General features: G+C 73.3%; 10 protein-coding genes and 1 tRNA gene. 6 read left to right on the forward strand and 5 right to left on the reverse strand.

The genetic code is table 11. The annotated features are described in order from the left end of the window. Nucleotides 1–110: 110 nt before the first annotated feature. The 3 genes from OHB56_RS16225 to OHB56_RS16235 all read left to right on the forward strand — a co-directional run bounded on the left by OHB56_RS16225 (nucleotide 111) and on the right by OHB56_RS16235 (nucleotide 1331). Nucleotides 111–464, forward strand: a complete 354-nt coding sequence (locus tag OHB56_RS16225) for a hypothetical protein (RefSeq protein ID WP_360043495.1) — start codon at nucleotides 111–113, stop codon at nucleotides 462–464. 176 nt (nucleotides 465–640) lie between these two features. Beyond that, the gene (locus OHB56_RS16230) at nucleotides 641–1267 is read left to right on the forward strand and encodes a bifunctional DNA primase/polymerase (RefSeq protein WP_406354040.1); all 627 of its coding nucleotides are present in this window, start codon (nucleotides 641–643) and stop codon (nucleotides 1265–1267) included. After that, nucleotides 1258–1331 (forward strand) — tRNA-Lys (locus tag OHB56_RS16235). Before OHB56_RS16230 ends, OHB56_RS16235 begins: the two co-directional genes overlap by 10 nt. Before the next feature lie 37 nt (nucleotides 1332–1368). Here the strand turns inward: OHB56_RS16235 and OHB56_RS16240 are convergent. Continuing rightward, nucleotides 1369–2769 (reverse strand): M6 family metalloprotease domain-containing protein, encoded by a 1401-nt coding sequence (locus OHB56_RS16240; RefSeq protein ID WP_406359096.1) that lies wholly within the window; start codon nucleotides 2767–2769, stop codon nucleotides 1369–1371. A gap of 336 nt (nucleotides 2770–3105) precedes the next feature. On the opposite strand from OHB56_RS16240, the gene OHB56_RS16245 reads away from it, so the two are divergent. Beyond that, nucleotides 3106–5028 (forward strand): putative bifunctional diguanylate cyclase/phosphodiesterase, encoded by a 1923-nt coding sequence (locus OHB56_RS16245; RefSeq protein WP_406354042.1) that lies wholly within the window; start codon nucleotides 3106–3108, stop codon nucleotides 5026–5028. On the opposite strand, the gene OHB56_RS16250 is transcribed toward OHB56_RS16245, so the two are convergent. The 3 genes from OHB56_RS16250 to OHB56_RS16260 all read right to left on the reverse strand — a co-directional run bounded on the left by OHB56_RS16250 (nucleotide 5001) and on the right by OHB56_RS16260 (nucleotide 8219). Beyond that, entirely contained in the window at nucleotides 5001–6128 is a 1128-nt protein-coding gene (locus tag OHB56_RS16250) for an LLM class flavin-dependent oxidoreductase (RefSeq protein ID WP_326752916.1), read from the reverse strand. The genes OHB56_RS16245 and OHB56_RS16250 overlap by 28 nt on opposite strands. Nucleotides 6129–6528: 400 nt before the next feature. Beyond that, on the reverse strand, nucleotides 6529–7260 hold the full coding sequence (locus OHB56_RS16255) for a decarboxylase (protein WP_406354044.1): 732 nt from the start codon (nucleotides 7258–7260) through the stop codon (nucleotides 6529–6531). Continuing rightward, nucleotides 7257–8219 (reverse strand): aspartate/glutamate racemase family protein, encoded by a 963-nt coding sequence (locus OHB56_RS16260; protein WP_406354045.1) that lies wholly within the window; start codon nucleotides 8217–8219, stop codon nucleotides 7257–7259. The genes OHB56_RS16255 and OHB56_RS16260 overlap by 4 nt, the downstream gene beginning before the upstream one ends. Nucleotides 8220–8451: 232 nt before the next feature. Here OHB56_RS16260 and OHB56_RS16265 point away from each other — a divergent pair, with 232 nt between their 5' ends. Beyond that, the gene (locus tag OHB56_RS16265; RefSeq protein WP_326752919.1) at nucleotides 8452–9417 is read left to right on the forward strand and encodes a D-2-hydroxyacid dehydrogenase; all 966 of its coding nucleotides are present in this window, start codon (nucleotides 8452–8454) and stop codon (nucleotides 9415–9417) included. Between the two features lie 70 nt (nucleotides 9418–9487). Next, complete coding sequence (locus OHB56_RS16270) at nucleotides 9488–10924, forward strand: amidase (RefSeq protein ID WP_406354047.1); 1437 nt, start codon at nucleotides 9488–9490, stop codon at nucleotides 10922–10924. On the opposite strand, the gene OHB56_RS16275 is transcribed toward OHB56_RS16270, so the two are convergent. After that, entirely contained in the window at nucleotides 10905–11399 is a 495-nt protein-coding gene (locus OHB56_RS16275) for a DUF3830 family protein (RefSeq protein WP_406354049.1), read from the reverse strand. The two genes, OHB56_RS16270 and OHB56_RS16275, sit on opposite strands and share 20 nt — an antisense overlap. Nucleotides 11400–11460 lie beyond the last annotated feature (61 nt).

Here is an 11460-nt window from a genome sequence, read left to right on the forward strand (position 1 = left end):
CCCCGACACCACCGGCCCCGAGGCCCTCTTGCGGGACGCGGGAGAATGGAAGGCGGCCCGCTCCCCCAGTGGGCCGAAGCGCACGCACGAGCAAGGACGAAGGAGAAGACATGGCGGAGCCCACGCCGCGTCGGGACGAACCGCGGCTACGCCCCGCGCCCCTGCTGTTCGAGCCCACGGCGGCGGCCGCCGATCCGGAGCACTTCTTCGACCTGGAGTCGATCGACGACCCGCACGCGCTGCTGGAGCGGGCGACGGAACTGACGCTCGCGTTCCGTGCGGCGGCGGACCGGGCGATGGAGTTCCAGGCGATGGCGGCGGCCCAGCTGGCCGACCCCCGGCACTTCGACCGGCTGACGACCGCCGACATCTCCGAGCGGGCCGAGTGGACCGAGGACTACGCGAAGAAGATGGTCGAGTTCGGCCGGGACCTCTTGCGCGGGGACGACGCCGGGACCACGTAGAGCCGGTGCGAGGCGCCCTGCCTCCCGTACGGCCACCCACTCCTACCGGCCCGGAGCCACCCGGTCGAACAGGTGTGGCATATGCCAGGTGGGCACGATACCTCCCGCCCCTCCCCCGCGTCCCCGATTCCCGCAACCCTGGGAAACCGTTCCCTCACCGCCGGTAGACAGGCGGCATGAGCAGTACACGCAATGCCCCCGATGCCGACCGCCCCACCGATGCCACCGGGGTCACCCCGGCCGGCGCCGCCTGGCTCGCCTCCGCAGGAACGTATCCGCGCAGCGCGCTCTCCCTCTGGGAGGAGCGGCCGGACGCGCCGGTCGTGCTGCCCTGCGGCTCCGTCTTCGACGTGGTGAGCGCGCCCTCCACCTTCGGGCGCCGGATGCTGGACCGGATGTGGGACGAAGGACCGGGCTCGGGCCCGGTGGCCGGGTTCCGCGGCCGGATCCTGCTGTTCGCGGCGCCCGGCACCGCCCAGCGGCTGCCCGCGCTGCTGGACTGGGAGGAGTGGGGCGCCCGCGGCAGGGACACCGGGGAAGCCGGCCGTACGGGCGCGGTTCCGCCGCTGCTGTGCCACGGCACCGGAGACGCGGTGACCGTTCCGGCGCCGGCTCCCCGCGCCCGCGCGGACCGCTCCGGCTCCCGCTGGCTGGTCGCCCCGGACACGCGTCACCCCTGGCTGCCGGGTCCGGAGGTGCTGCTCTGGGCGGCCGTACGGGCGGCCCGCGCGGCCGTGCGGATATCGATTTTTCCTCCCGCCGATCAGGGTGCTAATGTCTACGACGTCAGCAGGCGCCGCTAGCTCAGTTGGTTAGAGCAGCTGACTCTTAATCAGCGGGTCCGGGGTTCGAGTCCCTGGCGGCGCACGACACGGAAAGGCCTCTTGCCTCGGCAAGGGGCCTTTTACGCGTCTCCCCCGCCCTCGTCCCGGCCGACGCCGATCTGCACCGTCCAGGCGCCCGAGGCCGTACGTCCCTCCACCACCACCCGCACGCCCTCCTCCGGCACCGTGAAGGTCTCACCGAGGGCGACCGGGGCGTCCGCGAGCGGCGGGTACACCGAGTTCCCCCAGCAGGCCCCCGTGTGCGGGTGGGCGTCGATCACCTGGACCGGGCCGCCCCCGGACCGGGTGGTGACACTCACCCGGTAGACCAGCACCCCCGCCCGGCAGGCGCCCACGTCGTCGCCGACGGGGTCCCGCGCCTCGAAGGCGAGCACGCTGTCCGGGCCGGTGCGCACCACCGCGAGCTTGATTCCCCGGCCCAGCCCGAAGGAGGGCGTCCCGGCGGCCCCCGTCACCGGCACCCCGGGTCCCGCTCCCAGCGGTTCCAGCGTCAGCCGTACCGGCTCCGCGCCCCGCACGCACCGCACCTGCCGGGAGTCCAGCCAGCCCAGCTTCCACTTGTGCCAGCCGAACAGGTCGGGTGCGAGCGCGAACTGACTGCCCATCAGGTCCCAGTCGCCGACATGGGTGTCCCAGTCGCCCTTGCCGTCCACGGGCCGGTGGTAGAGGTCGGGGAGGTCGAAGACATGGCCCGTCTCGTGGGCGAGGACCAGCCGGTCCGGGGGGTGCTCCTCGAACACGGTGACGACCCGGCGGATGTCGGTGCCGTCCGCCCGCAGCGGGGTGTCCAGGTTGACGACCTTCGTGGCGTCGGAGTCCACACCGGGCGCGTCCGGGTCGGCGACGAAGTACACGACGTCGTACCGCGAGAAGTCGACCCGCGGGTCGGCCGCGGCGAGCGCGTCGCGCAGATAGGCCGACCGGTGCCGCGTGGTCCAGTCGCGCTGTATGGCGTACGCGGTGGACGGGTGCGGCATCCGGATCCAGTCGCGCAGGGCGTGCGGGTGCAGGGAGAACCTGCCGTAGGAGGTCCGGTGGAAGAAGTCGCTGGTGGCGGGGAAGTGGTCGGCGGCCAGCTCCTCGGGGGTGGTCAGCGGGTGCGAGTCCGGGAAGGACAGGAACACCATGACCGCGTTCAGCCGGCCGGCCGGGCGGGGGTAGGCGGCGTTCCAGGTGTCCAGGCCCTCCGAGTGGTGCGCGTCGGTGCGGGTCAGGGCGCACGGCACCGCGGAGAACGGCTCGGCCTCGGAGGGGGCGCTCACCATGGAGGTCGCCGCGAGCGCCGACATGGTGGTGCACACGGCCGTGGCGCCGCGCAACCGGGGGCGCGACAGCGGGCCGCCGGGCCCCGGCCGGTCCGGCGTCGGGAGCCCCGCCCTCAGCCACCCCGCCACCCCCGGACGGCCCAACCCCCTCAGGACCTCACGGCCGAGTTCTCTCAAGGGGAACTGACGCGGCACGGAGACCTCCGGGAAGCGGTTCACGGGACACCGCACCCAGACTGTGGCGATTTGCAGTAATACGCACTGTTTATCTACACCGGACGGGTGAGGGACCGCCCAGTTCGTTCACGAGTGACACCCCGAACCACTCACGGAACGTCACAACTGGTCGGAGGCCTGAAGAAGCCGCCCACCTCCGAGCAGAAACGATCTGGCAGAGATGCGGGACCGTCCTGGACACTGGACAGTGACTGGAAGGGCTTCAGGGAGACCTCTATGATCGGCACACTTTCCTGAGACATTCCTGAGGCTTTCCGGCACGGACGGCGATCGAGTGCACGGCGGGAGCGAGCGGTGAGCGGAACGTCCCAAGGGCCGACGCCCGCAGCAGATCCCAACCGGCCGACCATCACGGAGAGTGAGATCACTGCCCCGCCCTGTACCGGGCGTGCCGACCTCCCTCCGCCCCCGTCGTACCGCTCGGTCTTCGCGGCCGCTCCGCTCGGCATGGCCGTGGTCGGCCGTGACGGCAGGGTGATCAGCGCCAACGGCACGCTCGCCGACCTGCTGGGCCGCGCCCCGGACACCCTGGTCGGCGCGGTCGCCGCCGACCTGGTGGACCTCTCCTCCGACGCCCGCGCCTGGCACGCCTACCGCGACCTGCTGAGCGGCCGGCAGGGCCGGCTGCGCTGCACGCGCCGGCTCAAGCACCCCGAGGGGCACTCCCTGTGGGCGCAGGTGTCGGTCGCCCCGCTCCCCCCCGACGACGGTGCCGCCCACGGCGAGTACGACGCACACGACCCGCACGACGGGCACGACCCGCACGGCGGACACGATTCGCACGGCGTGCTGCTCTCGGTCACCGACGTCAGCGCCCGCCATGAACTCCAGGCCCGGCTCAGGCACTTGCAGATGCACGACCCGGTGACCCGGCTGCCCAACCGCACCCTGTTCTTCGAACGGCTGACGGCCGCCCTGGAGGCCGAGTCGTACCAGCAGAGCGGCACCGGCCGGATCGGGCTCTGCTCCCTGGACCTCGACGGCTTCAAGGCCATCAACGACGCCCTGGGCCACCGCGTCGGCGACCGGCTGCTGGCCGCCGTCGCCGAACGGCTGCTGCTGTGCGCCGAGGAGGCGGGCCGGGCCAGGACCGGCACCCCGCTGGTGGCCCGGCTCGGCGGCGACGAGTTCGCGCTGCTGGTGGAGGACTCCACGGGCACCGAACAGCTCGCCGACCTCGCCGAGTCGGTGCTCGCCGCGATCCAGGACCCCTTCGACGTGGCCGGCCGGCGGCTGTCGGTGTCGGCGTCCATCGGCGTGGTCGAACGGCACGCGGCCGGGACCACGCCCACCGCGCTGATGCAGGCCGCCGACACGACCCTCTACTGGGCGAAGGCCGACGGCAAGTCCCGCTGGACGCTGTTCGACCCGGAGCGCAACGCGCACCGCATGACCCGCCAGGCCCTCGCCTCCGCGCTCCGCCCCGCCGTCGAACGGGGCGAGTTCGCGCTGGAGTACCAGCCGCTGGTCGGCATGGAGGACGACCGGGTGCACGGGGTGGAGGCCCTGGTCCGCTGGAACCACCCGCAGTTCGGCACGCTGACGCCGAATCGGTTCATCTCCATCGCGGAGGAGGACGGCTCGATCGTCAAGCTCGGCCGCTGGGTGCTGCGCACCGCCTGCCGGCAGGCCCGCAGCTGGCAGGTCGAGCACCCCGGGGAGCCGCCGATCTTCGTCAGCGTGAACGTGGCGGTCCGCCAGGTCTGGGACTCCGACCTGGTGGCGGACGTCGCCGAGACCCTGAAGGAGACGGGCCTGGCGCCGGAGCTGCTCCAGCTGGAGCTGACCGAGTCCGCGGTGATGGGCTCCTCCGGCCGGCCGCTCCAGGCGCTGACCGCGCTCAGCGACATGGGCGTGCGCATCGCCATCGACGACTTCGGCACCGGCTACTCGAACCTGGCCTACCTCAGCCGGCTCCCGGTGTCGGTGCTGAAACTGGACGGCGCCTTCGTCCGCGGCTTCCAGTACGAGGACCGGGCCGCGGCGCCCAGCCCGGCGGACGAGGCCATCGTCGAGGCGATGGTGCAGCTCGCCCACCGGCTGGGGCTGACGGTCACCGCGGAGTGCGTGGAGACCTCGGCGCAGGCCACCCGGCTGCGCCGGATCGGGTGCGACACCGGTCAGGGCTGGCTGTACTCCCGTCCGGTGCCGCCGGACCGCATCTCCGAACTGCTGGGCACCCCCGGGGTTCAGGCGGACGTCGTCGGCAACCCGTAGGCGTCTGCGATGAGTTCGTAGGACCGCAGGCGTATGTCACCGCTGTGCGCGTTGGCCGTGATCATCAGCTCGTCGGCGCCGGTGCGCTTCTGCAGGTTGTCCAGACCGGCGCGGACCTCGTCCGGGGTGCCGTGCACGACGTTGGCGTTCCACGAGTCGACGAAGTCCCGCTCCACCGGCGAGAACGGGTGCGCCTCGGCCTCCTCGGGCGTGGGAACCAGGCCGGGGCGGCCGGTGCGCAGCCGGACCATGTTGAGCGCGGCGGCCAGGACCTGGCGCCGGGCCTCCGCACCGTCCTCGCTCGCGAGCGCGGAGACGCCGATCAGGGCGTAGGGCTCGTCGAGGACGTCGCTCGGGCTGAACGACTCGCGGTAGAGGTCCAGCGCGGGGATCGTGTTCTGCGCCGAGAAGTGGTGGGCGAAGGCGAAGGGCAGACCGAGCATGCCGGCCAGCCGGGCGCTGAACCCGGAGGAACCGAGCAGCCAGACCGGCGGCCGGTGCGGCGACTGCACCCCGCCCGGCGAGGTCGCCTGGACCGGGCCGGGGACGGCGTGGATCCGGCGGTAATGGTGACCTTCGGGAAAGTCGTCGTCCAGGAAGCGGATCAGCTCGGCGAGCTGCTGGGGGAAGTCGTCGGCGCCCTCGTTCAGCCGTTCGGTGCGGCGCAGCGCGGCGGCGGTGGCGCCGTCGGTGCCGGGGGCGCGGCCGAGGCCGAGGTCGATCCGGCCGGGGGCCATGGCCTCCAGCGTGCCGAACTGCTCGGCGATGACGAGCGGGGCGTGGTTGGGCAGCATCACCCCGCCCGAACCGAGCCGGATGCGCTCGGTGTACGCGGCGAGGTGGGCCAGGATCACGGCCGGGGACGAGGACGCCACACCCGGCATGGAGTGGTGCTCGGCGACCCAGTGGCGGTGGAAACCGCGCGCCTCGGCGAGCCGGGCGAGGTCGACACTGGTGCGCAGCGCGTCGGAGGCGGTCTGACCGGCACCGACCGTGACCAGGTCCAGCACGGACAGCGGAACGGGCGCCGAGCCGTGCGTCACGCCCCGGATCTCGTCGGCTCCTCGGTCCTCGGCGCCTGCGGTGTCGTCTGCGGCCACGGTGAGGTGCCTCCTGTTTCGGGTGACGTTCGCCGTCATCGGAAACAGGAGGCCCCACCCGCTTATTCCCTGGCAGGACCCCCGAGGACCTCCGTGCGGCTCCGTGCGGCTCCGTGCGGCTCCGCAGGCCGCTGAGAGCCCCGAACACAAGGGGAGCCCGATCGGCTCGCGGCGTCATGGGGGTCCCCCCTGCTCGAGCGGAGCCGAGAGCTTGGGGGGGCGTGCGATCGCAAGGCGCCGGAAGGTCCTCGATGGGGGTCCCCCCGCTTGAGCGGAGCCGAGAGTGGGGGAGGAGCTGCCAGGGCCTTTGGGCGACGCGGCTGGGGGTCCCCCCTGCTCGCAGAGCTCGGGGGAGTGCGTGCCGGACGCCGCGAGCCGGGCGCCCATGGCGTTCGGGGCTCTAAGCCTGCACGAGCGGCTCCCGCGTGAACAGGGCGCCCAGGCTCGGCGCGTTCACCCGGCGGTCGGCCAGGCGCAGCCCCTCCCAGACGGTGACCTGGTTGGCGGTGAGGACCGGTTTGCCGAGCTCCTTCTCGAGCGCCGGGAGGTGGGCGGCCGTGTGCAGGGCCGTGTCGGGGAGGAGGAGGGCCTGGGCATCCGGACGGTCGGCCGCGCGGGCGAGGGCGAACAGCTCGGCCTCGCCCCAGGTGCCGACCTCCGCCGCCGTGACGATCCCGGCACTGGTCACTCCGGTCACCTCCACCCCGTCGGCCGCCAGGAACTCCACGAAGAGCGCGGCCACGTCGTCCGGGTAGGTCGCGCCCACGGCGACCCGCCGGGCCCTGATCTCCCGCGCCGCGTGCACGAAGGCGAAGGAGGTGGAGGAGGCGGGCATGCCCGCCGTACGGGCGAGGGCGCGCACCTGCTCCTGGGCGCCCTCCCAGCCGCGGACGAAGCTGCCGCTGGTGCAGGCCCACACCACGGCGTCGGCGCCGGTGAGCCGCAGTTCCTGGAGGCCGGCCGCGAGCCGGTCGGCCGCGCCCATCTCGAGCAGGGCGTCGGCCCGGTGCGCGTCCTCACCGATCTCGGTGTGCACCAGGTCCACCCGTACGTCGCTGCCCAGCAGTTGCTCGATGCGCGGATAGTCGTCCTCGGCGGAGTGTCCGGGGTAGAGGAATCCCAGTGCGGTCATGTCCAGCCTTCCTGCTGCTTCTCGTCCGGCACGCCGGACACGCCCTGCGCGCCCGGCACACCCTGCGCGTCCGACACACCGTGCACGCCCCGCACGTCCGGCGGCTCCTGCCCTTCCGGCAGTACGGAGCCGGTCGGCACCACCGGCCCGGCGGCCGGCAGTGCGCTCCCGGTGCCGGTGCCGGTACCGATAACGGTGCCGGTGCCGCTGCGCGCCGACGTGTCGATCAGCGCCTGATACGGTCCCACCGCCCGGGTACCCAGTCGGCGCAACGCCGCCCACATGGTCACCTGGTTGGCCGAGATCACCGGTATGCGCAGTTCCGCCTCCAGCTGGGGGATCACGTCGTAGGTCGGCAGGTTGGTGCAGGACAGGAACAACGCGTCCGCCGCGCCGAGCCGGCCGCGCACCGCCGCCCGCCGGGCCATGTCGACCACCTCGCGGTAGGTGACCTTCCAGATCTGCCGGGTCAGGCTCATGTACGCGCAGCCGGTGACCGTGACCCCGGCCTGCGCCACGTACTCCTCCAGCACCCGGGTCACCGACACGGTGTAGGGCGTCACCAGCGCCAGCCGCCGTACGTCCAGCTCCACCAACGCCTCCAGCAGCGCGCCCGAGGTGGTGACCGCGGGGACCGAACCGGCCCTGCTCATCGCCTCGCACATGGCGTGCTCACCCATGACCCCGCCGACGAAGCTGCCCGACGTACAGGCGTACGCGACGACCTCGGGGGTGACCTCGGTGAGGGTGCTCACGGCGTCCCGGAGGGTCTCGTGCTCGCTGATCACGCGGGCGAGGTCCAGGCTCACCTCGACCGGTACGTAAGGCGTTCGGGTGACGTGCAGGGACACGTCGTCGGGCGTCCACCGCCACAGCTCGCGGTCCAGCGCGAAGTCGAAGGGGGCGACCACGCCGACCCCGCGCTGCGGGCCCGGTCCGCCGAGAAAGGAGACGTCCATGTCAGCACCGGCCTCACGGTGAGAGACGAGCACGCAACGGTTCGTGGAAACGCCCGTGTTGACGACGGTAGGTTCGGGGTGCCAGCGTGGTCAATCCGCACATCTCAGACTTCCGGTCGTCCGGGGGAAAGGCGGCCCCGCCCTCTCCCCGGACGACGCCCTCGACCGGCTCGCCGGCCGGCTCCTCAACAGGCCCGCGACCGGCCCTTCGACCACCCCCGGGACCCTTTCCATGACCCTCCCCACGCTCCTCGTCCTGGACGCCGATCCGCCGCCCCGGCTGGGCCGGCTGACCGGCAGGGTCCGCGTCGAGCACGCGGACGCCTCGACGCTCGCCGAGCGGCTTCCGTCCGCCGACGTGCTGCTGGTCTGGGACTTCACCTCGCACGCGGTGCGCGCCGCCTGGCCGGGCGGGGGCCCCAGGCCGAGCTGGGTGCACACGGCGAGCGCGGGCGTGGACCATCTGATGTGTCCGGAACTCGCCGTCTCCGACACGGTGGTCACCAACGCGCGCGGTGTCTTCGACCGGCCGATCGCCGAGTACGTCGCCGCGCTCGTGCTGGCGATGGCGAAGGACCTGCCGCGGACGCTGGCGCTCCAGCGGGAGCGGACCTGGCTCCACCGCGAGTCGCGCAGGGTCGCCGGGACCCGTGCCTGCGTCGTCGGGTCGGGGCCGATCGGGCGGGCGGTCGCCGGCACGCTCGAGGCGCTCGGCGTCACCACCGCGCTGGTCGGCCGGACCGCGCGCGCCGGGTCGGACGGCGCCGCGGCCGTGCACGGACCCGAGGACCTGGACCGGCTGATCGCCCGCGCCGACTGGGTGGTCGCCGCCGCGCCGCTCACCGAGCGGACCCGGGGCATGTTCGACGCCCGCCGGTTCGGGCTGATGCAGCCGTCCGCCCACTTCGTCAACATCGGCCGCGGACCGCTGGTCGTCGAGGACGCGCTCGCCGAGGCGCTGGAACAGCGCCGGATCGCGGGCGCCGCCCTGGACGTCTTCGACTCCGAGCCGCTCACCGCCGACAGCCCGCTGTGGGACGTGCCGGGACTGGTCGTGTCCCCGCACATGAGCGGGGACACCCTGGGGTGGCGGGACGAACTCGGCGCCCAGTTCGTGGAGTTGTACGAGCTCTGGGCCGCCGGCAAGCCTCTGGTGAACGTGGTCGACAAGCAGCGTGGGTATGTACCCGGACACTGACCCGCCCGGCGCCCGCCGGGCCACCCGAGATCCCTGACCCGCCCGGCCCCCTCACCTCCCGGGAGCGTGGATGACCCAAGGCACCGACCGCACCGCCCTCACGTCCCTCACCGCCGTGCAGCTCCTCGACGGCTACCGCACCGGCGCGTTCGGCCCCGTGGCGGTGACCCGCGCGGCGCTGGAGCGGGCCCGGGAGATCCAGCCGGAGGTGAACGCGTTCGTCCGGCTCTTCCCCGAGCAGGCGCTGGCACAGGCCGCCGCGTCCGAGGAGCGGTGGCGGCGCGGCGAGCCGCACGGGCTGCTCGACGGCGTGCCGGTCACGGTGAAGGACATCCTGCTGCTGCGCGGCGCCCCGACCCTGCGCGGCTCGCGCGCCGTCGACCCGGCGGGCTCCTGGGACGAGGACGCGCCGTCGGTGGCGCGGCTGCGGGAGCACGGCGCCGTCTTCCTGGGCAAGACGACGACCCCCGAGTTCGGCTGGAAGGGCGTGACGGACTCCCCGCTCAGCGGCATCACCCGCAACCCGTACGACCCGGCGCGCACCGCGGGCGGCTCCAGCGGGGGCGCGGCGGCGGCCGTGGCGCTGGGCGCGGGACCGCTGGCGCTGGGGACGGACGGCGGGGGCAGCGTCCGCATTCCGGCGGCGTTCTGCGGAATCTTCGCGTTGAAGCCGACGTACGGGAGGGTGCCGCTGTATCCGGCGAGCGCGTTCGGCACGCTGGCGCACGTCGGCCCGATGACGCGGGACGCGGCGGACGCGGCGCTGCTGATGGATGTGATCTCCGGGCCGGATTCCCGCGACTGGTCGGCGCTGGCTCCGGCGCCCGGCTCGTTCAGGGAGGGGCTGGACGGCGGGGTGCGGGGGCTGCGGGTGGCGTACTCGCCGTCGCTGGGCGGACAGGTGGCGGTGGCGCCAAAGGTCGCGGCGGCGGTACGGCGGGCGGTGGAGCGGCTGGCCGCGCTCGGCGCGTACGTGGAGGAGACCGACCCGGACTTCTCGGACCCGGCGGACGCCTTCCACACCCTGTGGTTCTCCGGGGCGGCGCGGGTGGTGCAGCACCTCACCCGTGAGCAACGGGGGCTGCTGGACCCCGGACTGCGGGAGATCTGCGCCACCGGGGCGCGCCGGTCGGCGCTGGACTACCTGGCGGCGGTCGACGTCCGGATGGATCTGGGCCGGCGCATGGGCCGCTTCCACGACACCTACGACCTGCTGGTCACCCCGACCGTGCCGCGTACCGCGTTCGAGGCGGGCGCGGAGGTGCCGAAGGGGGCCGGCCACCGGCGGTGGACGGGCTGGACCCCGTTCACTTACCCGTTCAACCTGACCCAGCAGCCCGCGGCGACCGTCCCCGTCGGCACCGACGCGGCCGGACTGCCGATCGGCGTCCAGCTCGTGGCCGCCCGCCACGCCGACGCGCTGGTGCTGCGGGCGGCCCACGCGCTGTACGCGTCCGGGGCGGCACAAGTGCCCGGGGCGCCCGGGCTCACGCCCGCCGGAAGCTGAGGCTCTCCCCCGCCGCGCCCGTGCGCCACAGGTCGTTGCACCCGTCGGCCATCTCCGCCAGGCCCTCGACGACCTGGCCCCAGACGATGCCGGGCACCCAGCCCACGTCGCCGTTCAGCAGCAGGTTGTTGCGCTCGTAGAACAGGGCCAGGTCCACGACCGTGGCGCCGGGACCGACCTCGCGGTCGTAGCCGTAGGCCTTGGTGCCCAGTTCCGCGCCCGCGAAGGAGAAATAGCAGAGATCTCCCGGAAGGGGGGTGACCGTCGGATTCTCCAGCGGTGGCTCGGATTCCGCGAAGGGCGGGAAAAGGGCATAGATCTCGTTGCGGGCGTATTTGGCATGGTAGACGTCGCCGGACAGGGGCAGGGAATCCCAGACGGCCGCGCAGGTGACCGGCGCGCGGTCGTCGAGCAACCGGGCCGTACAGGTGATTCCGCGTTTGACCAGCGAGACCTCGACATATCGGTCCATCATGAAGCCCATCGTCCCGCACCGGTCAAGACCGCCCGACCGCCGAACGGGGCCGAAACTGGCG

The sequence above is a fragment of the Streptomyces sp. NBC_01635 genome (genome assembly GCF_045209715.1).
Lineage (GTDB): Bacteria > Actinomycetota > Actinomycetes > Streptomycetales > Streptomycetaceae > Streptomyces > Streptomyces hirsutus.

What these genes read in the sequence shown, in the direction of transcription:
- OHB56_RS16225 (WP_360043495.1), top strand. Translation starts at nt 111, where the DNA reads ATGGCGGAGCCCACGCCGCGTCGGGACGAACCGCGGCTACGCCCCGCG.
- OHB56_RS16230 (WP_406354040.1), top strand. Translation starts at nt 641, where the DNA reads ATGAGCAGTACACGCAATGCCCCCGATGCCGACCGCCCCACCGATGCC.
- OHB56_RS16255 (WP_406354044.1), bottom strand. Translation starts at nt 7,260, where the DNA reads ATGACCGCACTGGGATTCCTCTACCCCGGACACTCCGCCGAGGACGAC.
- OHB56_RS16260 (WP_406354045.1), bottom strand. Translation starts at nt 8,219, where the DNA reads ATGGACGTCTCCTTTCTCGGCGGACCGGGCCCGCAGCGCGGGGTCGGC.
- OHB56_RS16265 (WP_326752919.1), top strand. Translation starts at nt 8,452, where the DNA reads ATGACCCTCCCCACGCTCCTCGTCCTGGACGCCGATCCGCCGCCCCGG.
- OHB56_RS16270 (WP_406354047.1), top strand. Translation starts at nt 9,488, where the DNA reads ATGACCCAAGGCACCGACCGCACCGCCCTCACGTCCCTCACCGCCGTG.
- OHB56_RS16275 (WP_406354049.1), bottom strand. Translation starts at nt 11,399, where the DNA reads ATGATGGACCGATATGTCGAGGTCTCGCTGGTCAAACGCGGAATCACC.